The organism is Streptomyces aidingensis (assembly GCF_900112355.1).
Lineage (GTDB): Bacteria > Actinomycetota > Actinomycetes > Streptomycetales > Streptomycetaceae > Streptomyces > Streptomyces aidingensis.
Map to the genome: position 1 here is coordinate 57,615 of NZ_FOLM01000024.1, position 23,043 is coordinate 80,657.

The 23,043-nt window shown below is 71.0% G+C and carries 23 protein-coding genes and 1 pseudogene; 7 read left to right on the forward strand and 17 right to left on the reverse strand.

Going from position 1 to position 23,043, the window contains the following annotated elements:
• Window positions 1-168: 168 nt before the first annotated feature.
• From BM242_RS26670 to cas6, 8 genes and pseudogenes are all read right to left on the reverse strand, one after another.
• Window positions 169-369 (reverse strand): annotated as a pseudogene (locus BM242_RS26670) (CRISPR-associated endonuclease Cas2); the annotation flags it as partial.
• A complete protein-coding gene (cas1b, locus tag BM242_RS26675) occupies window positions 297-1,418 on the reverse strand; it encodes a type I-B CRISPR-associated endonuclease Cas1b (RefSeq protein ID WP_245834549.1) in 1,122 nt (373 codons plus the stop codon). The gene cas1b and the pseudogene BM242_RS26670, both read right to left, overlap by 73 nt.
• Entirely contained in the window at window positions 1,418-1,939 is a 522-nt protein-coding gene (locus BM242_RS26680; protein WP_093841509.1) for a CRISPR-associated protein Cas4, read from the reverse strand. The genes cas1b and BM242_RS26680 overlap by 1 nt, the downstream gene beginning before the upstream one ends.
• Complete coding sequence (locus BM242_RS26685) at window positions 1,936-4,377, reverse strand: CRISPR-associated helicase/endonuclease Cas3 (protein ID WP_093841510.1); 2,442 nt, start codon at window positions 4,375-4,377, stop codon at window positions 1,936-1,938. The genes BM242_RS26680 and BM242_RS26685 overlap by 4 nt, the downstream gene beginning before the upstream one ends.
• Window positions 4,374-5,051, reverse strand: coding sequence for a CRISPR-associated protein Cas5 (gene cas5 / locus BM242_RS26690; protein ID WP_425443938.1), 678 nt, complete (start codon window positions 5,049-5,051; stop codon window positions 4,374-4,376). Before cas5 ends, BM242_RS26685 begins: the two co-directional genes overlap by 4 nt.
• Window positions 5,041-6,132: a type I-B CRISPR-associated protein Cas7/Cst2/DevR gene (gene cas7i / locus BM242_RS26695; RefSeq protein WP_093841512.1), complete on the reverse strand. Its 1,092-nt coding sequence runs from the start codon at window positions 6,130-6,132 to the stop codon at window positions 5,041-5,043. The genes cas5 and cas7i overlap by 11 nt, the downstream gene beginning before the upstream one ends.
• Window positions 6,132-7,577 (reverse strand): hypothetical protein, encoded by a 1,446-nt coding sequence (locus BM242_RS26700; RefSeq protein ID WP_245834551.1) that lies wholly within the window; start codon window positions 7,575-7,577, stop codon window positions 6,132-6,134. Before BM242_RS26700 ends, cas7i begins: the two co-directional genes overlap by 1 nt.
• A complete protein-coding gene (cas6, locus tag BM242_RS26705) occupies window positions 7,574-8,251 on the reverse strand; it encodes a CRISPR-associated endoribonuclease Cas6 (RefSeq protein ID WP_245834552.1) in 678 nt (225 codons plus the stop codon). The genes BM242_RS26700 and cas6 overlap by 4 nt, the downstream gene beginning before the upstream one ends.
• Before the next feature lie 192 nt (window positions 8,252-8,443).
• On the opposite strand from cas6, the gene BM242_RS29070 reads away from it, so the two are divergent.
• The 3 genes from BM242_RS29070 to BM242_RS26715 all read left to right on the forward strand — a co-directional run bounded on the left by BM242_RS29070 (window position 8,444) and on the right by BM242_RS26715 (window position 11,200).
• Window positions 8,444-8,713 carry a hypothetical protein gene (locus tag BM242_RS29070; protein WP_139238462.1) on the forward strand — a complete coding sequence of 90 codons (270 nt, stop codon included), beginning with the start codon at window positions 8,444-8,446 and terminating at the stop codon, window positions 8,711-8,713.
• 133 nt (window positions 8,714-8,846) lie between these two features.
• Window positions 8,847-10,139 (forward strand): IS256 family transposase, encoded by a 1,293-nt coding sequence (locus BM242_RS26710; RefSeq protein ID WP_093841513.1) that lies wholly within the window; start codon window positions 8,847-8,849, stop codon window positions 10,137-10,139.
• A 47-nt stretch (window positions 10,140-10,186) separates the two neighbouring features.
• Window positions 10,187-11,200, forward strand: a complete 1,014-nt coding sequence (locus BM242_RS26715; protein WP_139238463.1) for a glycosyltransferase family protein — start codon at window positions 10,187-10,189, stop codon at window positions 11,198-11,200.
• A 7-nt stretch (window positions 11,201-11,207) separates the two neighbouring features.
• Here the strand turns inward: BM242_RS26715 and BM242_RS26720 are convergent, their stop codons facing one another.
• Both BM242_RS26720 and BM242_RS26725 read right to left on the reverse strand, forming a co-directional pair.
• Complete coding sequence (locus BM242_RS26720; RefSeq protein WP_093841515.1) at window positions 11,208-12,092, reverse strand: GNAT family N-acetyltransferase; 885 nt, start codon at window positions 12,090-12,092, stop codon at window positions 11,208-11,210.
• A gap of 64 nt (window positions 12,093-12,156) precedes the next feature.
• On the reverse strand, window positions 12,157-13,275 hold the full coding sequence (locus tag BM242_RS26725; RefSeq protein ID WP_093841516.1) for a TRM11 family SAM-dependent methyltransferase: 1,119 nt from the start codon (window positions 13,273-13,275) through the stop codon (window positions 12,157-12,159).
• 184 nt (window positions 13,276-13,459) lie between these two features.
• Between BM242_RS26725 and BM242_RS26730 the strand changes: the two genes are divergently transcribed.
• Window positions 13,460-14,233, forward strand: coding sequence for a PIG-L deacetylase family protein (locus BM242_RS26730; RefSeq protein ID WP_093841517.1), 774 nt, complete (start codon window positions 13,460-13,462; stop codon window positions 14,231-14,233).
• Here the strand turns inward: BM242_RS26730 and BM242_RS26735 are convergent.
• The 3 genes from BM242_RS26735 to BM242_RS26745 all read right to left on the reverse strand — a co-directional run bounded on the left by BM242_RS26735 (window position 14,206) and on the right by BM242_RS26745 (window position 16,431).
• The gene (locus BM242_RS26735; RefSeq protein ID WP_139238464.1) at window positions 14,206-15,324 is read right to left on the reverse strand and encodes a glycosyltransferase family 4 protein; all 1,119 of its coding nucleotides are present in this window, start codon (window positions 15,322-15,324) and stop codon (window positions 14,206-14,208) included. The genes BM242_RS26730 and BM242_RS26735 overlap by 28 nt on opposite strands.
• On the reverse strand, window positions 15,321-15,464 hold the full coding sequence (locus tag BM242_RS29705) for a hypothetical protein (RefSeq protein WP_175541591.1): 144 nt from the start codon (window positions 15,462-15,464) through the stop codon (window positions 15,321-15,323). Before BM242_RS29705 ends, BM242_RS26735 begins: the two co-directional genes overlap by 4 nt.
• Before the next feature lie 535 nt (window positions 15,465-15,999).
• Entirely contained in the window at window positions 16,000-16,431 is a 432-nt protein-coding gene (locus tag BM242_RS26745) for an ATP-binding protein (RefSeq protein WP_093841520.1), read from the reverse strand.
• Between the two features lie 208 nt (window positions 16,432-16,639).
• On the opposite strand from BM242_RS26745, the gene BM242_RS26750 reads away from it, so the two are divergent.
• From BM242_RS26750 to BM242_RS26760, 3 genes are all read left to right on the forward strand, one after another.
• A complete protein-coding gene (locus BM242_RS26750; protein ID WP_093841521.1) occupies window positions 16,640-17,497 on the forward strand; it encodes a helix-turn-helix domain-containing protein in 858 nt (285 codons plus the stop codon).
• The gene (locus BM242_RS26755) at window positions 17,494-17,724 is read left to right on the forward strand and encodes a DUF397 domain-containing protein (RefSeq protein WP_245834553.1); all 231 of its coding nucleotides are present in this window, start codon (window positions 17,494-17,496) and stop codon (window positions 17,722-17,724) included. The genes BM242_RS26750 and BM242_RS26755 overlap by 4 nt, the downstream gene beginning before the upstream one ends.
• 145 nt (window positions 17,725-17,869) lie before the next feature.
• Entirely contained in the window at window positions 17,870-18,283 is a 414-nt protein-coding gene (locus tag BM242_RS26760; protein ID WP_245834554.1) for an NUDIX hydrolase, read from the forward strand.
• Window positions 18,284-18,377: 94 nt separating this feature from the next.
• Here the strand turns inward: BM242_RS26760 and BM242_RS26765 are convergent, their stop codons facing one another.
• From BM242_RS26765 to BM242_RS26780, 4 genes are all read right to left on the reverse strand, one after another.
• Window positions 18,378-20,099, reverse strand: a complete 1,722-nt coding sequence (locus BM242_RS26765; RefSeq protein ID WP_175541592.1) for a relaxase/mobilization nuclease domain-containing protein — start codon at window positions 20,097-20,099, stop codon at window positions 18,378-18,380.
• Window positions 20,096-20,596: a MobC family plasmid mobilization relaxosome protein gene (locus BM242_RS26770; protein ID WP_245834555.1), complete on the reverse strand. Its 501-nt coding sequence runs from the start codon at window positions 20,594-20,596 to the stop codon at window positions 20,096-20,098. Before BM242_RS26770 ends, BM242_RS26765 begins: the two co-directional genes overlap by 4 nt.
• A 463-nt stretch (window positions 20,597-21,059) precedes the next feature.
• Window positions 21,060-21,878: a DUF2637 domain-containing protein gene (locus BM242_RS29710; protein ID WP_245834556.1), complete on the reverse strand. Its 819-nt coding sequence runs from the start codon at window positions 21,876-21,878 to the stop codon at window positions 21,060-21,062.
• A 190-nt stretch (window positions 21,879-22,068) separates the two neighbouring features.
• Window positions 22,069-23,043, reverse strand: a 975-nt coding sequence (locus BM242_RS26780; protein ID WP_093841535.1) for a DUF3631 domain-containing protein, incomplete at its 5' end; no start/stop codon positions are given.

Consider the following 23,043-nt stretch of genomic DNA (forward strand, 5'->3'; position numbering starts at 1 on the left):
GGTGGCGCGTACGGCGGTGGGCGGGACAGTCCCGGGTCCGTGATCAGCCCTGGAGGGCTCGCAACATGGGCTCCGGCTCGGGCGCGTCCACCTCCTGGTGTCGTGATCAGCCCTGGAGGGCTCCTCCTTGTCGGCAAGGGCATCTATGGAGGCCTTCCCATCCCGAGTTCAGAGAATTTCGGTGGGGCCGCCGAGGGAGACGCCGAGGGTGGTGGTGTGGAGCATGTCGGGGGAGCGGGCGGTGAAGGTCACGATGCTGTCGTAGTCGTGGTTGATCTTCTCCGCCAGGGAGGCCATCAGGGCGCGGTACTGGGCGGTGGAGAGTTCGCCCTGGAAGACGCTGCGTTGGGTCCAGTGCAGGTACTTGCGGCAGGTTTTGAGGACCTTGGGGTTGCGCTCGGCGGCCGTGTCATAGACCAGGATGACGAAGATCGTGATCGCCACCAGGGGCGGAACGGCTTGTACGGGGTTCCCTCGAGGCAGAGGCGGACGATCTTGAGGGCTTCGAGGTGGATCAACTCCTCGTAGCTGACCTTCCGCTTGAGCTTGCGGTGGTGGACCGTGGTAGCGAGCTCTTCCTTCATCAGCGCGGCGACCTTCTTGCGGCCCTGCTTGCTGAGGGAGGCCCTGCCGACGTCGCTTTCGAAGTCGGCCTGGGTGAGGTGTTTCTGGGCTGCGGCTCGTTTGAGGAGTCGTTCGGCGAAGAGCGGTTTGAAGGGTTCGGCGAGATCGAGGGCGAGGGTGTTGCGGCGCCGGTCGGTCTCGCAGTGGAGGAAGCCGATGGCCGGGTGCAGCGGCGTGGTGCGCAGCGCGGTGAGCACGCGGGCGTAGACCAGGGCGTTGAGGTAGCTGATGAAGGCGTTGCCCGCGTTGGTCGGGGGCCGGCGGCTGCGGCCGTCGAGCCGGAGCCAGGCGGGCAGCATGGTGTCGAGGACGGCCCATCCGGTACGCCGGTAGTTGCCTTCCTGGCCCATGATTTCGTCGCTGTCCTTGGCGTCCGGCAGGGCGGAGCGGAGGGTGTCCAGGGCGGTGTCGAGGAGGTGCGTGTCCAGGGCCCAGCGGAGGTTGTCCGCGGTGGCCAGGACGAGTGAGCGGCCTACGGTGGCGCGCAGTTCGGGGTCGGCGGTGAGTTCCACTTGGCGCCTGACGACGCCGGCCGAGGCCATGGACTCGGAGGGGGTGAAGTGTCCGGCGTGGTTGCCGTAGTGGTCGAGTACGTGGAGGGTGACGCCGTTGCGGCTCAGCAGGGAGAGCGCGGAGGTGTTGACGTCCACGTGGTCGAAGGCGACGAAGTCGCGGATGTCGGTGACGGGGAGGCGGACCGGGCTGCCATCGGCGCGTTCGATGCGGACGCTGTTGTCCTCGCGGCGGATGCGGCACGGTTCGGTCAGCCAGTAGGTGCGGCCGACGGCGGGCATCAGTCTCCCCAGCAGTAGTCGAGATAGGAGCAGCCGCGGCATCGCGCCCTGGCCAGGCGGGCCGGGGCGGTGCCGGCGGCGATCACGGAAAGGGCTTCTGCCTCCGACCTTTCGGCGTCGGCGCGGGCGGTGGCGTTCCAGGTGACGTCCACGGTGCGGCGGATCAGCGGGTAGTGGATGGTGCCGCCCTTGACGGTGATTCCCCGTCGCTCCAGCAGGAGGCAGTAGTGCCGCACTTGTGCGGCATGGGCGGGTGAGGGCGTGCGCGAGGACTTGGTCTCGTGGACGACCGCTCCCGTGGTCACCCAGTCGATCTTCGCCTCGCCGAGGTCGATGTCCCGGCGGCGGGTGAAGGTGGTGTCGTCCACCACCTCGCCGAAGGCCACGAGGTCGCTGCGCTGCTCGGGCCGGTATCCGCGGCTGTAGAGCCAGAGCTGGCGGGGGCAGTGGTGGAGGTACTTGATGTGGACTCCGCCGAGTGCGGCCGACTCGTCGGCCGGGCCGGGTCCGGGACGGTTCACAGGATGGTCTCCGGCTCGCTCGGCGGCTCCAGGCCGGTGGTCTCGTGGTACTCACCCTCGATCACATGGACGCCGAGTGAACGGTCGTATAGCGCGTTGTAGGTCTTGAGCTGCGTGAACCGCAGGGGAATGAGCAGGCCGGAAGCCAGCAGGCGGTGGCCTTCCGGCTCTTCCGTCAGCTCCCGGTACTCGTCCACGTCGTCGCGGTGGAGGACCTCGACGCTGTCGAACTGTTCGCGGAGCCGGTCGGCGAATTCCGAGCGATCGTGGAAGGGGTCGGCGAAGGTGAGGAAGGTCTCGGCGAACTCGTCGCGCGCCTGCCGCGCCGTGTCCGCCCATCGGCGTCCCCACTCGGTGTCGTAGGCGAGCTCCAGGAGCCGGTCGATGTCCTGCTCGCTGAGGGCGGTCTTCCCTTCCGTGGCCAGTGTGGTCAGGGCCGACCATGCGGCGGCGACAGCAGCGGGGTCATAGGGCCGCCCGGTGTCGCTGTGATGAATGCGGAACTCCACCGGACCCTCCGGATGGAGCCCGCGCCGGTTGACCCGGCCGGCGCGTTGCGCGACGGCCTCCGCGGGGGCGCATTCCACGGCTCCGCGGTCGAGGTCGAGCTGAAGGGAGACTTCCACTGTCTGGGTGGCGACGACGAGCCCTCCGCGCCGCCGGCCCGGTTCACCGGGGCGGCGCTCGGGATGCCGCTCCAGCAGCCGCTGTTCGATGGCGTCGCGGTCGCGGTTCTTGAAGCGGGAGTGCAGAAGCAGGGCGGCGTCCGGATCACCGGGGCAGGTCGCGCGGGCGGTTTCTTTGAGCTGCCGGAAGAGCTGCTGGGCGGTGGCGACGGTGTTGACGACGACCAGCGCGCTGTGGCCTTCGGCGAGCGACGTGCGCAACCGTTCGATGCTCTCGGGCGAGGTCATCGGAGCTTCGTCCAGGACCAGGCGATGCCGGACCGGGCTGGTTCCTGGCGGTGCCCGGCGGACGGTCACCTTTTGGGCGAGGCTCTCCCGGATGAGCTTCGTCATGGGCGGGGCGAGCGTGGCGGACAGTACGGCGACCCGGCTGCCGAGGCGTTCCCACAGCTTCATGGCGGCGCACAGCCTGCCGAAGGTCTCCGGCTCGTAGGCGTGGAGCTCGTCCATGACGAAGAGGGAATTGGCCTGCTCCAGCAGGACGGAGGAGTAGACGGGGCCGGCGATGGCGGCGCTGAGAAGCTGGTGGGGCGTGGCCACGCGCAGGCGCTGGGTGAACAGCCGCATGGCAGCCGCGCGGGCGGTGGCCTGGCGTGCCAGCGCCGCGGTCGGTGCGGTCGGTGCCGTGGTCCCGTCCGGGCACTCGTCCTCCACCGCACGTGCCAGCAGGGTGTGGGCGACTGTGCCGTGCAGCAGACCGATGTCGGGCTTCTGCTCCCCGGGAGCGGGAATAAGGCTTCGCTCGAAGCGACGGCGCGCGGCGTTCAGGGAGGCCCGGTAGGGCAGGGTCCACACGACCCGGGGCAGGGCCGGCATGGCGGGAAGCTGGGCCGCGGCCCAGGACAGCCCCGCTTCCGTTTTGCCGCTGCCGGTGGGAGAGATGAGAACGAGGTGGCCTTGGGTGTCGGCGGCCCACCGCTGGTGCAGGTGGGGTGTGTATGGCAGGCGCTGGAGATAGTCGGCGGGCAGCGGCAGGTGGGTCTGCAGGGCCACATGGGCCGATCCCGCATGATCCGCCAGGGTCAGTGCCCCCTGTGCCAGTACGGCCAGGAGCCCCTGGTCGGCGGAGACGGGCTCGTACCACTCGTCCAGGATCTGCTCGAAGAGGTGCCGTGCCCGGTCGGCAAGGGTGGGGCCGCCGGTGGCCGGGGGCGGTGGGGCGACGGCCAGGGTCTCGCAGAACCACGCGAGGAGTTCCCGGTGCCGGGCGCGCGGCACCTGGACCACCGGCCCGCCCGGGTGCGGGGTGAGAGTGAACGCCTCGTCCCAGCGGGTGTGTTCGCTGTACTGCTGGGCGAGGCTGGGCTTGCCGCCGGCGCTGCCGCCGGAGGACGAGGAGTACAGCGCCCGGTGGTGCGTCGCGACGAGGGTGGCGATCATCAACCGGTCCTCGTCGCTCCAGCCGGCCGCCGAAGACAGCAGATCGACATAGGCCAGGGAGAGGACTTCGTGCCGTTCGCCCCAGGGCCGCCCGCCGGGGCGTATCTGCATCTGGAAGCCCTCCGCGACCTTGCCCGCATCGTGCAGCAGCGCGGCGATGCGTACCCGGGACCAGAAGGCGGGAGAGGCCGCCAGGATGCCGGCGTCCGTCACCCGTGCCTCGACCTGTCCCGCGGTCTCCCGCACCGTGCGGGAGTGCGTGGTGAGACGTTCCGGGTCGTGCCGTGGCCTGGACTTCGCGCGCACCGCGTCCAGCAGGTGCCGCCCCGGGCCGGCCGGTGGGGGTCCGGGGCGCGTGGAGTCATCCGTCATGCGGGGAGGAGCCATACCGCCTGACCCGTCTCCTCGTCCCGGTAGGCGTTCCGGACCTGGCACCGGCCGGTGGGGGCGTCGCACCACAGGTAGTCGGTCCAGGTGGTGGTGAGGCGGTCGATCGAGACGCGGGCCGCCATCCGGTGCACGACGGCCGACGGGACGGTGTGGCCGTCGACCGGTGCCAGCGTGTGATCCACCACCGCCTCCTCGGTGCGGCGCAGCTCGACGGGCGTCACTTCGCGCGGGTGGACGATGTCCTGGGACCGGCCCAGCCGCAGTGCGAAACGGGGCCGGCGCAGCGCCATCGCGATGCGCTCCCCGTCCGCGCCCGGCAGCCACACCGTGAGGTGCACATCCGCGAGAAAGGGACGGTCCCGGATGGTCATGCCGCCCTTGCCCGCCCGCACGCGCCCCGAGACGGCCGGATTGGAGCCGTCCGCGGCGATCGGGTGATACGTCTCCGCGTCCACGCCCTTGCCGTCCGCCTTCGCGGCGATCCCCAGGGGCAGCGTCTCCTCCGGCTCACCGGTGGCCGCCGCCAGCAGTCCCCGCACGGTCGAGGGCGGGGGCAGCGGCAGCCCGCGGCTCAGGCCCGGAAACAGCGGATCGCGGAAGGACGCCACGGGCGCCCAGAACTCCGCCCGCCACGCCCGGACGGACTCAGGCCGCACCGGCATCACCCGCAACGCCCGCATCACCGCGCGGGTCGTCGAACCAGTGGTCGAGGTCCCCCCGGCGCAGCTCGGCCGCCAGGCTCCGCAGGATCGTCCGGGGGTGGTCGATGACGAACTTCCCCGCCTCGATCTCCTCCGCGCATTCCTTCTCGAAGTCCTCGCGCAGCCGGTCACGGAAACCGGGACGCCAGCCGATGCGGACCGGCGCCTCCCACTCGCCGTCCCACGCCGCCAGCTCCCGGCGCAGCACATCGCCGCGCACCCGCAGGCCGTTCCCCTCCTCGCCGTCGATGCAGTGCGCCAGCGGGTTGATGCCGCCCTTGAACGGCACCAGCACCACCAGCGCTGGCACCCGGTCGCCGTAGTGCAGGGCCTGCTTGGCACCGCCGCTCAGGTGCGCCAGCGACTCCAGCAGCAGCGCGGCACGGTTGCGGCGTTCCGCGATGGGCAGCCGCACGGCGCTCTGGTGGCGGAAGTCGATGGTCGTGGCGCCCGCCGTGACGGCCTGCGCCACCTGGAGTGCCTGTTCCTGGCTCAGGTAGTTGGGCCGGCCCACCCCACTGGCGTTGGGCAGGGTGAAGGTGCCGATGCGGGGCATGTCCAGCAGGAACGGGGCGGCCAGGTCGGCGGTGTAGAACTCGTGCCCGTGCAGCACGGGCTCGGTGACCCCGCGGGACATGACCCCGAAGTCCTCCGTCACCGTCACCGGCTCGACCGACATCAAGGTGCCCAGCATGAACGGGCTGTCCCGCAGTGTGGTGGCCGCATCGTCCTTCTTCGCCCCGGCCCGCATGTAACCGAAGAGATCGTCGTCGGCATACTTCACCGGATCGGCCTCGGTGTTGGCCTTTTGCGCCTTGTTCTGCGCCTTGCCCACCCGGGTGACGGGCGAGGGAACCGCGCCCAGCTCCACCATGCCGTCCCGCACCCAGCGCCGGACCGCCTGCGCCGAGATGTAGGGGTAGCGACGGCCGCGGATACGGGCGAACTTCACCCGGGCCGTGGTCTCCTCGCCCTTCCCGTTGTTGGGAGCGCCCGCCTCCACGGCGAGCACCATCTTGCCTGCCAGATAAGCCATTACGCCGGTCCCATCTCATCGTCTTCGTCGAGCCCGAGCGGCGGCTGCTCCAGCAGGTCCGCCAACGAGTCGTCCCGCTCGTCCTCCGAGCGCTCCGCGGACTCCGCGGCAATGGCCACCCCCCGCTCCTGCAGAAGCCGGAAGACGGTGGCACCCAGCAGCATGCGCTGCTCCCAGCCGCGGGGCCGCTGCTCGATCAGCGGCTTCCAGTGCTGCGGACCCGCCGCCACCCGGCGGCCGTCCATCGTCAGCCGGTACTGGGCCTGGAGCAGCAGCGCCCCCAACTTGTAGTCGCTCAGCGCCACCGCCCGGTACTCCGCCAGCCGCCCGCGAGGGCTGCCGCTGCCGTGCTCGATCCAGTCGGCGATCAGCTCGGCCACGGGTTCCAGATCTGTCGTCATCCCCAGTACATCCTTGGCATAGGTGAAGGCGAGCCTGGTGAGGGAAGCCCGGTCCACTGCTCGCCAGGAACGGTCTTCAGAGCTCAGCAGCCGGTGCAGCTGCATCAGCAGCGACCGGCTGCGACCGTCCTCGGCCTCGAACAGCAGCCGCGCCGCCTCGTCCGGGCCGCTCACCGTGACCTGGCCACTGCGGTCCCGGTACGTCAGCGACCGCTCCAGCAGCCGCCACCCGCGGCGCAGTTCGGCGCTCCCCGTGACGGCTGCCAGGAAGACCGGAACGGCGCGGCGGGTGCGGGTGACCCTCAGCCACGGCTCCTGGTTGTCGTTCTTGAAACTCCACAGCGTGGTGCCGGCGGGCAGGCGCGGCGGCAGCGCCCGCAGCGCCCGCGCGGCGACCAGCTCGGCACGGGCCCCCACCGGCAGCCCGTCGAACCCCAACTGCATCACCCGACGCGCTCGCAGCACATTGCGCCGGGCGAACGACGCCTCGGCCTCGTCCCTCTCACAGGTCAGGACCGTCGCCGAGCCGGCCGTCACCCATGCGGCGTAGGGCAGCGCCCAGGCGCAGATCCGGCAGCCCCGGCACACCGGCCAGCCCGGAACTCCCGGCGGAAGAGTGTTCAGGGCCTTGTTGGTGTCGAACATCGGCAGGTTCGACTTCGTCCACACTGCCGAGGCCGGCATCCCGCAGAAGGTGCACGGCCGGGTCACCGCCCCCGCCGGATCGGCGGCGAACAGCTCCGCCATACTCTCCCGCAGCGCCGCCCGGTCGCGGGGCCGCTTGCTGTGCGTGGCCTTCGAATTCGGGTAGAGCGCGAAGAGCACCTTCCACCAGTCGTAGGCGGCGGTCTCCTTCGCGGCCACGGCCGCGGCGGTGACGTCCTCCACCAGGCGGGACGCGACCCCGTCCAGATCGTCCGTGCTCACCTCCTGCGGCGACGGCCGGCTGGCCATCACCGCGACCGCCCACGCCCCCGCCCGCTGAAGGGGGTGGCTAGTGAGGATGAGCGGCGCCGCCGTCCCGGCGACCATGCTTCCGCTCACCGCACCCACCCGAAGCCCTGCACCGTGTCCAGCCCCATGCCCCAGCACCGTAGAGCCTCCACGAACCGGGCGTCGGCCTCCATGAAGACCCGCACCTGAGCCCCAATGCGTGGCGCTCCCCGTACGGTGAACCGCCGGCGGGGACCCGCCTCCAGGACACGCAGCCCGGACGGCGCGGGAAGCCCGAGCACATCGGCCTTGTGCGCCAAGTTGTGCTGCAACCGCTCAAGAAAGTGCTCATCACCAGGCAGCAAGTGCCTGCTCTCGTGCTTGACGATGACCGGCGTGGCCGTCTCCAGCTCCACCGGACCGTCGGCCACCGGGGCACTGGTCTCCAGCGCGAAGCCCTTCATCCGCAGCCGCGCCGCTCCCCACACGAGTTCCTTTCGAGTCGCCAGCCCGGCAACCAGCGCCGCCGCGATCTCCGGGACCGGCGAACCGAACCACACCGACCCCTCCGACGAGGTGGTGTACACGCCCTTCTTTTTGGGAGCACCTTTGAACTGCGGGCTCGTCACCCCCAATGGCTTGAGGACATGCCCCTTCCAGCCGCTGTCGTGCAGCGCATCCGCCAAAGCGGCGTCCTGACCGCGCAACAACCCGTACACCACACCACGAGCCGGCCCGTGTACGTCTTCCCACCGCAGGCTCGACGCATCCGGCTCCACGTCCACCCTGACGCGCACCACGCCCCCCCAACTCTTGCTCTGGCCTAGGCCAGTTGCCTGCTCAGCACTCCAGTCGTGCAGTGCCTTGGAGACAACTTCCCCACATCCGCAATATCAGCCTTTCTCACGACTTCGCTCCTAACCGGCTGCGCTGTGCTATGGATGATCGGTCACCGGCACGCGCGTACCCTCGCGAAGGTGACCCGCTGGCACTGGGTCGGCAAGCTACCGGCCGCCACTGACAATCGACACCAAGACGCCGCCAAGCGCTACTCTGAGGACAATCCGAGCATCCCCCATAACACCCTGACCAGCCCAGATGCACTACCGCCGGGTCGCTGCAAAAATCGACCCACCAGCCAACCTAGACGCCGTTCTCAACTGCGGCTTTACTCTCGGGGATCAGCCCTGGAGGGCTTGCAACGCGCCGCATCCATGCTCGGCCTGGTGCTGGCCGACGACATGTGATCAGCCCTGGAGGGCTTGCAACGCGTCCCGCCCGGAGTAGCCGAGCCTGCGCTGCCACGCCGGCCGTGATCAGCCCTGGAGGGCTGGGACTGTAAAACGTTCGGTGTAACTCCCGATCATGGAAGATGCATCGATGACCAGCAACAACGTGACCGAGGCCGAGGTCGGCGAACCGTCTGAGACCGCGCCGGTGAAGTCTGTGGACGACCGGCTGATCGACGAGTTGGTCGACCGGGCCCAGGCCGAGGGCCTTCAGCTCACCGGCGAGGGCGGGCTGCTCCAGCAGCTGACGAAGCGGCTCCTCGAGTCCGCTCTCGAGGGCGAGATCACCGACCACCTCGGCTATGACAAGCACGATCCGGCAGGGAAGAACAGCGGTAACTCACGCAACGGAACCCGCGCCAAGACCGTACTGACCGATGTCGGCCCGGTGGAGATAACCGTGCCCCGCGACCGCGAGGGCTCCTTCGAACCGAAGATCGTCAAGAAGCGCCAGAAGCGTCTGTCCGGCGTCGACGAGATGGTCGTCTCACTCGCGGCGAAGGGCCTGACCACCGGCGAGGTCCAGGCCCACCTGGCCGAGGTCTATGGCGCCGACGTGTCGCGCCAGACGATCTCCACGATCACCGACAAGGTCCTCGAAGGCATGGCTGAATGGCAGAACCGGCCTCTCGATGCCGTCTATCCGGTGGTCTTCATCGACGCCATCCACGTGAAGATCCGCGACGGCGCGGTCGCGAACAGGCCCATCTACGTGGCCCTGGCCGTCACCGTCGAGGGCCGGCGGGACATCCTGGGGCTGTGGGCCGGCGACGGCGGCGAGGGTGCCAAACACTGGATGCACATCCTCACCGAGATCAAGAACCGTGGCGTGAACGACGTCCTCATGCTCGTCTGCGACGGGCTCAAGGGCCTGCCCGACGCGGTCGAGACCGTCTGGCCGAAGACGATCGTGCAGACCTGCGTAGTCCACCTGCTGCGGAACTCCTTCCGCTATGCCGCCCGCCAGGACTGGGACAAGATCGCCAAGCTCCTCAAGCCCGTCTACACCGCGGCGACCGAGAACGCGGCCCTCGATCGGTTCGCGGAGTTCGCCGACGCGTGGGGCAAGAAGTATCCGGCGATCGTGCGGCTCTGGGAGAACGCGTGGGAGGAGTTCACCCCGTTCCTCCGCTTCGACACCGAGATCCGCCGCATCGTCTGCACCACGAACGCGATCGAGTCCGTGAACGCGCGGATCCGACGGGCGGTCAAGGCCCGCGGCCACTTCCCGAATGAGCAGGCCGCCTTGAAGTGTGTCTACATGGCGATCATGTCGCTGGACCCGACCGGCAAGGGCCAAGCCCGCTGGACGATGCGCTGGAAGACAGCCTTGAACGCCTTCGATATCACCTTTGACGGCCGACTCTCCGCAGCCCGCCAGTAGCCCTCAACAACCCGAGTTACACCGCTCGTTTGACAGACCCGCGCTCGGTGGACGAGATCGTCCAGGAGATAGATCGGGTGCGTCCCGTGTGGTTGCGGGTGGCGAACTTCTTCGGCCGCACCCTGGAGGTCCTGCGGCGTCTTAACGGGCCTCGGCTGGTGGTGTGGAAGCTGGAGTTCTGGGGGACGGACACGCCCTACGACCAGGTGCCGGCGTCGGCCGGGGTCGATCCGGCGGCCTACGCGGAGGAACTGTTCGGGCTGGGGCACCATGTCGTGCCCTACACCTTCAACGAGTGGGGCAGGGACCGGCTGTCGGCCCTGGTACCGGGCCTGAAGCGCCGGCCCGTAGGGCTGTTGCCGATCGCGCAGAAGGAAGCGCTCGGGGGCGACGGCCGGGACGCCCTGCGGCGTCGGCTCGGTATTCCGGTCGAGGCGGTGCTGTACGGGTGTGGCGGTCTCCTCCACCCCGCGAAGGGGATCGAGGAGGTCGTCGGGCGCTTCCTGAACGGACTTCCCGGCGAGGAGGCCCACCTGCTGTGTGCTCTGGTCGTGGAGGACGAGGAGGACACCGAGGACGTGATCCGGCGGCGCTGGGAGGGGCGGTTCGGCCGCGCCGGCATGGACCGGGTACATCTGCGCACCGGCCTGTACGGGGACTGGGAGTGGATGTGTGCCTTCTACCGGGCGATCGACGTGATGCTGGTGAACTCCCTCAGCGACTCGTGGGGGCGGATGGTTTCCGAACCGCTGGGTTTCCACGTGCCGACGCTGGTCCGTCGTGCTGACTGCGGGACGAACCACATCGCGCCGGGAGTGGTCCTGGTCGATGACTTCGCCGGCCTGTCCGCCTCGGAGTTCGCCGCGGCGGTGCGGGGGGCCCGGACGCGGGCACCGCGGCTTGCCGCGTACGTGGCTGAGCACTATGGCCTGCCGGTGGTCCGGCAGCGGTGGGTCGAGTTCCTGCGTGCCCGGACCCCGCCGGAGCGGCGGGCCGCGTTCGAGCAGGGGGCGAGTGACCCGGGAGCACTCGCGGCGCTGGACGATCTGGTTGTCCACTGAGGTCTCATCAGGGGAAGAGCAGGTCTTCCAGGGCGAGCCGTTCCGCGGTTCCCAGGATGTCGTCCTTGTAGGGGAACTGCCCGTAGCACAGTGAGTAGCGCAGCCCGCGGTCGGCGGCGTCCAGAAGGCTGTGCACGGCGGAGTAGATGCCGGGTCGCAGGCGGGCGTGGGATGGCTGCCAGGTCGCCATGAGGTCGAAGACCGTGCGGCTGGCCTCGTGCAGGCATACGACGGAGCGGCCGATCACCTCCCCCCGGTGGATGAACTCGCGCACGACGGCGCCGCTCGTGTCAAGGATGGCCAGCAGGGCGGCGCTTTCGTGGTCCGGTACGGGACGGCCGTAGCGCCAGTGCGTGAAGGCCGACCAGTGGCGGAGGAAGTCGCCGTAATCCTGGTGTTCCTTGACTTCCGTGGCGGTGTGGCGGCGCAGCAACCGGCGGTGCCGGACGGCGACCGCGCCGCACGGCTCCACGGCGACCAGGTCGGATGCGGGAACGGGGACGAGCTGGCCGCCGCGCAGGAGGAGACTCGCATGCTGCTCGGCCCAGCGGCGCCACTCGGCGTCCAGGGCGAGCGGCAGCGCGTAGGCAAGGGTGAGGTGGTGCTGCCTGAAGGTACGCAGGTCGGCGGACTCCACCAGCCACGGCCACCGTGCCGACAGCCCGAGCAGCAGCACGGCGTGCCCGGCCTCCGTGGGCCAGGGCCGCTCGCCGGCCATGGGCAGCAGCGGTGTGCCGGGCGGTGCCAGCTCGGCCAGCGCCGCAGCCAGTTCGTGGGCGTCGGACACCCGGGCCACGGGTTTCCCGGCTGCCGAGGTGACCGTCACGTGGCTCCGGTCCGCGGCGACGGTGAGGGCGATCCGGCCGTCGCCGTCCAGGAGGCGCACGTTCATGCCGCCCTCCGTGCCGGGGACGGCGGATGCCGGCGGTCGGCGCCGCCGGGGCTCGCGCGGACGGTCAGACCCGGTCGTACGCCCAGATCGTCGTCTTGGTGCCCAGCAGCCGGATGGGGTAGCGGTCGCGCAGGTGCAGGGTGGCGGGGACGGCCGAGCGCGGGATGCTCGGAGCCAGCAGGATGACCCGTCCGCCGCGCTGCGTCACGCGGGACAGTTCGGTGAGGACGGTGTGGAGCCAGTCCTGCATGTTGCCCTGGACCTCGTACTGCTGGCCGAAGGGGAGGTTGGAGACGCAGGCCCCGACCGAGCCGTCGGCCAGGTCGAGGTCCCGGGCATCGGCGCGGCGGATCGGCGCCTCGGGGATGTTCTGCCGGGCGATTTCCACGGCCTCGGGGTCGATGTCCGAGCCTTCCGGTGTCCAGCCCGCGCCGGCCGCCTCCAGCAGGATGGTGCCGGAGCCGCAGCAGGGGTCGAGCAGTGTGCCGGAGGGCTCCCCGGCCAGGGTGATCATGGCGGCGGCCACGGTCGGCCGCAGGGCGCCGGACCGCTCCACCTCGCGGCCCTCGTGCTGGCGCATGCTGACGTCGGACAGCCGCAGTCCCGCCACCAGGCGGCCCTGCCGGTACTCGCTGATCCACACCTCGACCTGGGCCGGATCGGCGAACTTCCACTTCGGCTTGTCGCTGCTGACCGCGTTGTGCACGTGGCGGCGCAGGTCGGTGCGCTTGAAGGAGCGCTCCTGCAGGACGCGGGCGATCACCCGGAACGTCATCGAGCCGGCCAGCGGCCGGACCTCGTCCGCCCACACCGACAGGGCACGCTGCACCCGCTCCGGACGCCAGATGCGCCCGGCGATCCAGTGCGGCCGGTCGCCGCTGGAGCGCATCGTGCGCCCGACCTCGACGAAGATGTCCTCCACCGTGTGCACCGACCAGACCCGGTCCCGGGCGCCCCGTTCCACGTCGAAGAGGATGAAGTCCGAGCGGCCGTCGAAGCCGGAGTCGGTGACCTCGATCCCCTGGAGCGCGTTCAGCTCCCGGATGACGAGCGGGGCCAGGCCGGGGATCGCGGTGGCGAACATGCGGGTGATTCCGGGCCGGACGCGGTCCTCGGCCTCGGGCTTCTGCTGCCGCGAGCGGGGCGGCTGCGGCGGGCCGCCCTTGCCCCGCTCCTGGCGCACGGACGTACCCCCACCCTGCCTGCGGGGCTGGCCACCGGACGTCGGCCGGGCGCGGCGGGCGGGAGACTTGCCGGGGTGAGGCGGAGGAGTACGCACTCAGCCAGGGTAGAGGTATCCGCGCGGTGCCTCGCCCGCGTGCCCTCCGACCAGCGGATTCGGCAGCTGGCGCGGGAAGGAGCACGGGGTGGGCGGGTTCTGGGAGGGAGGCGGTGGGCCGGTACTGGCGGTTTCCCCGCATCTGGACGATGCCGTGCTGTCGGCGGGGGCGACGCTTGCCCGGCTTGCGGCCGACCGGCCTGTGACGGTTCTCACCCTCTTCGCCGGCGACCCCGGGCCCGAGCTGTCCGCCGTGGCCGGGCGCCACCACGCACGCTGCGGGCTGGACGGTGACGCGGTCTCGGCCCGGCGGGCCGAGGACGCCGGGGCGATGGCGGTGCTCGGCGCGCAACCCGTCCATGGTGACGTGCCCGACGCGGTGTACCGGCGCCGGCCCGGTGGAGGGTGGGTGTGCGAGGAGGACGGCGACATGTTCTCCGTGCCGCCGGACGATCCCGGTCTGGACCGGCGGCTGGCGGAGCTGGTGCTCGGCGCGGCCGAGGCGACGGGCGCCACGCTGGTGCTGGGCCCGGTGGGCACCGGCGGCCATGTGGATCATGTCCTGACACGCAGGGCGGTTCTGCGGGCGGCTGCGGCCCGCGGGCTGCCGGTGCTGTGCTGGCAGGACGAGCCCTACGCCTCCTGGTCCAAGCCGGACATGGACGGCCCGGCGCTGCGGGTGCCGTTCACCCCGGAGACCCTGGCGGCCAAGCTCGGCGCTGTGGCCTGCTACCGCTCCCAGCTCGGCATGCTGTGGCCGGGCGGCCAGGACTGGCGGGCCGCCGTGTCGCGGGCGGGCGCCGGAGGACCGCCGGGTGAAGTCTTCTGCCGTCCTCACGCCGCCAGCTCCTCGACCAGGTGACGGAAGGCCGTGGTCATGCGCGGCAGGCCGTAGTGGCTCCCGATGTACGGGCGCCCCCGGTGGCGGCACTGATCGGGGCCGTGGCGCATCGCTTCGCGCGCCGTGGGGACGAGCTCCGCCGGGTCGGCGCCCGGCGGGACCAGGTACAGCCCATGGCCGGGCGGAAGCATGTCGGCGAGGAAGCCGGACGGAGTGGCTGCCACGGGTGTGCCGCAGGCGACGGATTCGGCGGCGACCAGGCCGAAGCCCTCGGCGGCATCACCCAGGCAGAGGGTCAGGTCGGCCCGGTGGTAGACCGCCGGCATCCGGTGGTGCGGCTGCCAGGGCATGATCCGCAGGCGGACGGCGTGGGCTTCGGCTTCGCGGCGGAGCTGCGCGGTGAAGCCGGCCGCGCCGAATCCGTCCGGCTGGGCGAAGCACATCAGGGTTGTCGGCGTGCCGCCGGCCTCCATCGCTCGTGCCAGGCCGAGAGCCTGGCGGAAGCCCTTGTCCCAGCCGGGGCGGCCGGCCACCAGCAGCCGCACCTCCACGGGGTCACGGGCCTGGCCGGCGGGCCGTGGGGTGAAATGCGTCAGGTCGATCCCGTTGGCCACGACCGAGACGTTCGCGGCCTGCGGCGCGTGCTCGCGGACCTGGCGGGCCACGAACGGGGAGGGGACCACCAGCCGGTCCCACGCCCGGTGACGGAGCACGTCGAGGGTGTGCGGGTAGCCGACTCCGCCCAGGCACGCGATGCGGGGCGCGTCGGCGGGGAGGTCCAAGGTGCGTTCCACGGTGACGATCACGTCCGCTTCCTGGAGGCTGCGGAGTGCCGGACCGGTGAGGCGCGGGCTGATGTGGCCGTGCTCGCGCACGTGCTCGTCCAGCGGGAATGCGGCGATCACGCGGGCGGGGAAGCCGGGCTCCGCCGCGGAACCGGCGGGCCGCGCGTCGGCCGGGAATCCGTGCAGGACGGTCACGTCGGCCGACGAGGCGAGGGCGCGTACCAGGTGCACGGCGACGACCTCGGCACCGCCGAGCATCCGGGCCGGGTCGAAGGGCGGCACCTGGAGGACACAGACCTTCAGGTCTTCCGGTCGTCGTCGGTTCACCGGGCCGGCTCCGGCTCGTCGGAGAAGTTCGCGGCCAGCTCGGGGCGGTACCGCAGGTCGAACAGGTCTGCGTAGTAGCCCTCGCGGTAGCGGTTGGTGCACAGGTCGCCCTGGGGGAACTCCTGCTTACTCGTGTCCACGGTGCAACGGGATTGGATCGGACAAGACCGGACGAAGATCGGCAATTGCCCGAGAGCCATCTCCACTGTCCGGCCGCGGCTCCCCAGCCGTAGCCGTCCGGCGCGTCCTCGGCCGCCGTGTGCATCTCGGCCCACAGGTGCCGTCCGCGCAGGATGAGGGCGGGACAGCGGCTGCTGCGGCGGGTCAGCAGCGGGAGCGCGAGAACGCGGCGGGCGGAGAGCACCAGGCGGGTGCCGGAGCCGGCCAGTTCCAGCTCGTACTCTCCGCCGGCGTCGAGTGTCCTGGTGAGTGTGCGTGGTGCCTGCCGGTCCTGTAACCAGGTGCGCAGACCGCTGTCGACGCTGCGCGGAAGCGCCTGGCTGACACCGGCCGCCGCGCGCCGCAGGTGCTTGTACGCGTCCCGCGCGTTCGGCAGCACGTCCCAGTCGAGCAACTGGCCCTGCTCGGCGCCGTCGACAGCGGCGTACGAGGTGCACCGGTAGAGCACTGACGGACGGGCCGCGGCCGGTGGCCGCGGCCCGGGTATGGAGCCGGTCACCCTGTGGTCCCCTCTCTCAGGCAGCCCGCGGTGGCGTGGCGGAGCCTGAACCAGATCTGTTTTCCGTACAGCAGCGGCTCGACGGCCATCTGGTCGACCAGGCCGGACAGCAGGTAGAGCCCTCTGCCGCTTTCCGCCTCGTCGTCGGGCCTGTCCAGGGTCGGCAGGCGTTCGTCGAAGTCGGTGACCGAGACCAGGATGCCGTCGGACGTCTCCCGGACCAGGAGCTCGCAGTCGCCGGGCGTGTGGCGGTGGACGTTGGCGAGGAGCTCGCTGATACCCAGCTCCGCCAGGTCGCACAGAGAGAGCTTGCCCCACATCTCCAGGTGGGCCCGGACGATCCTGCGGACCGGGCCTATGTCCTCGGCGCGGATGGCCGGCAGCGCGATCCGGCACTGTCGTACGACCTCGACCAGCAGGACGGACATGGGCACCTCCAGAAGACGCAGGCAGATGCGCGCGGCGGCCTCGGCGTTCCGGGCCTGCCGGAACCGCCTCCGTGCCGCGGCACCGTTGATGGTCCGCTAGCTATCCTTGGGGCAAGTAGCGTATAGGAAAGTCTTTCCTCTGCGCTATATGGCTCAACGTTCGGGGTGGCCCGGACGCTAGGCTTTCCCGTGAAGGGAGGAGGTGACCATGCCCGTCGAGCCCACCCCGCGCCGTCGGCGGCTGGGAGCCGAACTGCGGCGCATCCGTGAGGATCTGGGCTGGACCCAGGAGGAAGCGGCCCGCCGTCTCGGCTACCGGTCCCTCTCCACGGTCAGCAAGATCGAGAACGGTGTGCAGGCGCTCAAGATCCAGCAGCTCTCGCACTTCTTCGAGGTCTTCGGCATCACCGACCCCGCGCTGCAAGAGATGCTGCGGGACCTGGTGCGCAAGGCGGCCGAACCGGACTGGTGGCAGCGCTACGGCGGCATGGTCGCCGACCCGCTCGGCGACTACCTCTCCCAGGTCGAGGGCGCCGCCGGCCTGTTCGTCTTCAACCCGATCGCGGTCCACGGACTGCTGCAGACACCCGAGTACGCCCGCGCGGTGACCGAGGGCAGCAGGGCGTGGAAGGCTCCGGAAGACATCGACCGCTGGGTCGAACTCCGCCTGGAACACCAGCGGAACATGCTGGAACGCCGCCCTCCGCTGAAGATCTGGGCGGTCCTCACCGAAGGGCTGCTGCGGCAGGAGGTCGGCGGCCGGGCGGTCGCCCGCGCCCAGGTCGAGCACCTCGCCCACCTGGCCCGCACCAGCCCCAATATCACCTTGCAGGTCCTGCCGTTCCGGGCCGGCGCCCATGCCGGAATGGACGGGCCGTTTATGTGTATGTCGTTTCCGACCGGACGTGACATCGTGTGTATCGAATCCATGCGCGCACTGCTGCACATGAACGAGCCCGAAACGGTGGAGGCGTACCGCACCACCAGCGATCTGCTGAAGTCGGACGCCCTGTCGCCGAAGGCTTCGCTGTCGCTCCTGACCACCATCGCCAAGGACCTGTCGTGAACAAGAACGCCCTCGACCCGGCCTGGATCGCCGACCAGCTCACCGGCGCCACCTGGCAGACCGCCAGCAGCGGCGGCCAGACCTGTGTCCAGGTCGCCTTCCTCGACCAGGGGATCGTCGCCCTGCGTGACTCCAAGAACCCCGACCAGCCCCCGCACCTGTTCACCGACGCCGAATACGACGCCTTCGTCGCCGGCATCCAGCGCGGCGAACTGCGCCGCCCCTGACCGACTTTCCGGGCGGCCGGCGCCGACACCCCGGCCGTCTGTCCACTCAGCCCGTGCCCATGGCCCGGGACCGCAGCCGGAATTTCTGTCATGGGCCGGTGGCTCACCCCCTGCCCCGCATCGGCCGCCCTGGAGGATGCAAGACGTGTCCCAGCACACCGCAGACGAGCAACCGGCTGTTGCCGCCGCCGTCATCGTTCACGAGGGACGGGTCCTGATGGTGCGGCGGCGGGTCAGCGAAGGCAGCCTCTCCTGGCAGTTCCCGGCCGGGAAGGTGGAGCCCGGCGAGACGCGGGAGGACGCGGCCGTGCGGGAAACTAAGGAAGAGACCGGCCTCCACGTCTCCGCAGTCAAGCTGCTCGGCGAACGCGTCCACCCGGCAACCGGCAGGCGCATCTCCTACACCGTCTGCGAAGTGATCAGTGGGACCGCTCACGTCGCCGATCCCCAGGAAGTCGCCGAAATCGCATGGGTGTCCCTCACCGACATCCCCCAGTACGTTCCCTACGGCCTGTACGGCCCGGTGCAGCACCATCTCCACGCCACCCTCGCCGGCTGACAGGTACGCGCTTCGACGCGGGACCCGCCCGGGTGACGCTTGGGGCGTTGCTGTGCCCGCCGGTGTAGGCGGGCACAGCGTTGTCCAGCGTTGTTCAGCGCGCGGGCCTTCGGGCTCCTGGTGGTGATTGCGGGGCGGGCTGGGCGAGGGCGGTGGCTGGTGTCGTGCTGCTGCGGTTGTGGATGCTGCGTGCCTGGGCGGCGAGGGCGCGTGCGCTGGGTGCTGGCCGGTCGGCGAGGCGCTGGATGCGCCAGATGAGGACGTGGGCGGGTGAGCGGACGTCGTCCAGGCTCCTGAGACGGACGATGCGATTGAGCAGCTCGCCGGGTGTGTGCCCAGTGTTCTCCGCCAGGGCCAGGGCGGCTTGCAGGGCCGGCCATGCGGGGTCGGTCAGGATCTGTTCTGCGTACTCGGGGAGGGTCTGGCGCAGGTGGTGGGTGTAGCGGCGGGTGGCGTCCTGCGGCTGCTGGTGCTGGGCGAGTGCGGACAGGGGCGCGGCGGCTGTGTGGGTGTAGGCGGTGTGGAGGTGGGTGAGGGCTTGGCGTGCTGCGGCTTCCTGTTGCCGGTGGTGGCGGATGTGGTGCCAGTGGCGTGCGGCGATGACGGCGAGGAGCGCGGCGTCGAGGAACATGGCCAGCGCGCTGTCGTCGGCTGGTGCGGGGGTGCGCAGGATGGTTTTGACGGCGGTGCGCAGGGCGCGGGCCTGGTGGTGTTGGGCGCGGATGCGGGAGCGGGTGGCGCGCTCGAACGCGGTGGCGGCGTGTTGGAGTTCGGTGGCGATGGTTGGCGGGGTGAGGGCGGGCAGGGCGTCGAGGGCTTCGCCGAGGGCGGCCAGGTGTGCCTGGGCTGCGGCGTCGTCGCCGTCGTGGGTGAGGAGGTGGGGGATGCGGTCGGTGGCGGCGGTGGCCTGGTGCCAGGGGTTGGGCCGGCGACGCTTCGCTGCGGCAGCGGCAGCGGCAGCGGCAGCGGGTGCGGTGGTGTCGGTGGCGGCCAGGCGTTCGCGGATGCGGGGCAGGGAGAGGTCGGGGGCGAGGGTGGAGCCGGCGAAGGTGACCGGCTGCCCCTTGGCGTTGACATCGCCGGGGAGGGCGACGGTGTAGCCCAGGAGGTCTCCGGAGGGCGCGACGCGGATGGTGACGATGACGCCCATGCGGTCCAGGACGGCGAAGAACTCCGCCTCGCTAGCTGCTGCGGTCACGGCCTGGCGTACCCGGGTGCGCAGCACCTCGCGTGATGTGCGGGTCTGGCCCTGGCGGTGGGCTTTGAAGTGTTCCTTGCTGGTGGGGCGTTTGGCGGCGGTGCCGTCGCCGGGGTTGAGGCGGCGCAGGCCGTAGTCGGTTTCGATCTGGCGGCAGGCGGCCTGGGCCTGTTTGTAGTCGTAGGTGCGGCGGGCGATGCGGCCGTCCTGCCGCACGAGGGTGGCGGCGATGTGGATGTGGTCATCGGCGTGGCGGATGGCGACCCAGCGGCAGGCTTCAAGATCGCCTTCGGGTGCGATGCCGGTGGCGGCCACCACGCGCCGGGCGATGTCGGCCCATTCCTCGTCGGTGAGGGTGCGGTCCTGGGGGGCGGCGCGCAGGGAGCAGTGCCACACGGTGGTGGCGGGCGCGGGGTCGCCGCGCAGGGCGAGGGGCTGGTCGAGCTGGCGCGCGAGCTCGGCGATGGTGTGGTGGGAGCCGGCGCGCGGGTCGGGGGCGAAGCCGTTCCAGGAGGCGATCATGTGCTGGTCGGTGTGCTCGTTGTGCTTGCCGGGGCCGTAGAGATAGGCGATCAGGCGCCGGGTGCCGCCCTTGCCTGTGGTGATCTTCGGTATCACGCCGCGTCCCGTCCCCGCACCACGTGGCCGACGGCCTCATCGACACCGGCTATGGCCGCCTCCACCAGGGCGATGAGGTGCTGGAAGGCAGCTAGGGCGGGTTTGTCGCCGTCGGAGTTGAGGTGACGGGCGATCTGGTTGACGTTGTTGCCAATCGCGGCGAGCTGCCGGTTGCTGGCCATCAGCTCCCGCACGGTGCGCCGGTGGTCCGCCACGGCCGCCTCGGGGTTGTCGCTGCGGGCAGCGGCCAGGGACGCGGCGGCCACGAACCCGCCGGCGGGCATGCCCGAGCGCTTGGCAGCGGCGAGGATCTCCTGCTTCTCCTGCGGGCTGTAGCGCGGGCAGATCCGAACGGCGCGCAGCCTCGGCTGGCGCAGCCGACGCCGCGCTGGCCGGGACGAAGCGGCGGACGCACCCTGGCCCGCGCCTTCCTCGGTCGGCACCCCCGGGCCGACCATTCCCGGTGCCGCCCCGGCACCGGGGCTGTCCTCCGCCACTCCCGGGGCGGAGAAGCCATAAGGATTCCTTATGGCACAACTTGCTGCGCGGTCGGTGGGTTCAGGGGCGTTGTCCTGCCGTTGGCGCTGGTGGGGTGGTGTGCTGGGCATGAAGTCTCGCGTTTCTGGTGGGGCGGTGGGTACTTGTCGAGATCCGGCGGGTCTGGGTGGTGCCACGGCCTTGTTGGTGGTCCGTGTCCGGCCCACGGACTGCGCCCGTTTTCCGGGTCCGGCACGGTGTGGTCCGTGGGGTTCTCGTGCGTGGGTGGCCGTGTCGGGGTTGGTCGTGGACCGGCTGCGGGTGGTGTGGTCCGCGGTTGGCTTTGGTTCAGGCGGTGGGCGGACCGGTGACCGAGTGATGAGCGGACAGGTCTGGGTGGACCGGTCGTGGTCCGGTCCCTGGGGTGGTCCGGGGCGGTGACCTGGGCGGATTTCCGGTCAGCCGCCCCGGACCGGTGGGTGGTCAGGTGGTGGGGGTGGTCCGCAGTGCGGTCATGACCTGGGTGAGGCGGTCTTCGCTGATGCGGTGTCCGGCGGACCGGATGGCCTGGCGGACCATGGCGCGGGTGGGGGTTTCGTGCGCTGTGGTCAGCGGGCGGACCAGGCGGACCAGTTCGTCCAGGCTGGCGGTGGGCGGCCGGCCAACCCGCCGCCGCACCTTCTGGTGGTCCGGCCGAGCCGGTCCCTCGCTTTGCCGTTCCGGGTGGTGGTCCGCGGTCTGGTCCGCATGGTCCGCTTCCTCGTCCGGGTGGTCCGGGGCTGGGCCGAAGGCCACTGCGGTGTTGGGAGCGAGGAGCGTGTGGACGCTGCGCCGGTGCGGCCCGGCCTGGGGTTGGTGGCCGTGGCGGGTGATGAGGATGTGGAGGTGGACTGCGCCGGCGAGGGCGAGTGGGGCGAGGGTGGACAGGGTGCCGACGGTGAGGTCGTCGAGGTGGAGTCTTGTGGGTGGGGTGTGCTGGTTGAGGCGGACGGCGTGCAGGGCGTTGGACCAGATGCTGGCGGCCGTTGCCGTGCCGAAGAGGGTCCAGACGTAGAGGCGGGCGCGGAAGGCGGCGGTGCGCATCACGAGCAGGGCGCGTACGCCGTAGGCGATGAAGCCGTCGATGACCAGGGGGAAGAGGTAGGTCAGCGGGCCGCGGATGTGGATGGCGACAGCCATCTGCTGGAGGGCGTCGTAGGACAGGGCGCATCCGGCGGCGCCGAGCGCGGTGATGGCAGCGCGGTCCCAGCCGGTGGCCCGGTGCCCGGCCGGAGGTATCGCGGGCCCGGTGGTGGGGTGCACGGTGGTGGCTCCATGTGCGTGTGTTCCGGGTGCGGGGGTGGCCCGGGGGTGGTGTGGTCTCGTCCCACTCGTCCCGCCGCTGTTCAGGGCAGGTACGGGTGGGGCGGTGATGTCGGGTCGACTCGTCCCGGTCCGGTGACCCGTCCCCGCGCTGACCTGCGCGGGGACGGGTGGGACGGGTGGAGGACGGTCAGGCCCCGGCCGCGTCCGCGACGGGAGCGGGTTCCGCTGCGGCGGGTGGTGGGCAGTAGCGGGTCCAGGCGTCGAGGAACTGGGTGCGGGCGAAGCCTTTGGCCTGGGTGCCGCCGGGGAAGCGGCGGTTGGCGGAGGAGATGCCGTAGTCGCGCAGCAGCAGTTGCAGCGCTCGGGAGGTCAGGCCGTGGGGGCCGTATTCGGTCCAGGGGGCTTCGGGGTCGGCCTTGAGGAGTTCCAGCAGGCGGGTGGTGCGGATCAGGGCGGGGTCGCCCTCGGCGGTGAAGGCGCGGCGGATGTCGGCCAGGATGCGGACCTTGGTTCCGGCGTCTTCGTCCTTGTCGGCTTCCTGGGCGGTCATCACCCGGCAGGCGGTGCGGGCGCGCTGCGGCCAGGTCCCGCCGGCGAGGTCGGCCACCGCGATGAGCGGCTCCCAGGTGTCGGCGGCGCGGTCCTCCACCGGCATCTGCGGCCGCAGCCTCATGGCGCGCCGGTGCAGGGGGCGCAGCCAGGCGGTGAGGTGTTTGCGTGCGGTGTGCAGCAGGGGGGCGTCGGTGGCGAAGCGGAAGGACTCCACACTCTCGCCCTGGGCACGGCGGCGCATGCGGATGACGATGGAGCGGTCCATGATCGTGTCGGGCAGGTCGCCGATCCCGGCCAGTGCCGCCATGGCGAAGGTGGCGAACTTCACCGGGGTGTGCTCGTTGCCGACGACCCGCAGGGCGGGCCGGTTGCGCTGGTGTCCGGCGTTGAGCAGGCCGCGCAGTTCCTCGTTGCGCTCGGCCGCGCGGGGGGAGCCGAAGAGGGTGTCGACTTCATCCACCAGGAGGGTGGGCGGGTTCTTGGCGTCGATGGAGCGGAAGATGGCCGCGGGGCTGGCGTTGACGGTGATCAGCGGGTCGTGCACCGTCTCGATCAGCACTTCCAGCAGGCGGGACTTCCCGCACCGCTTGAGCGGGCCGACCACCGCCAG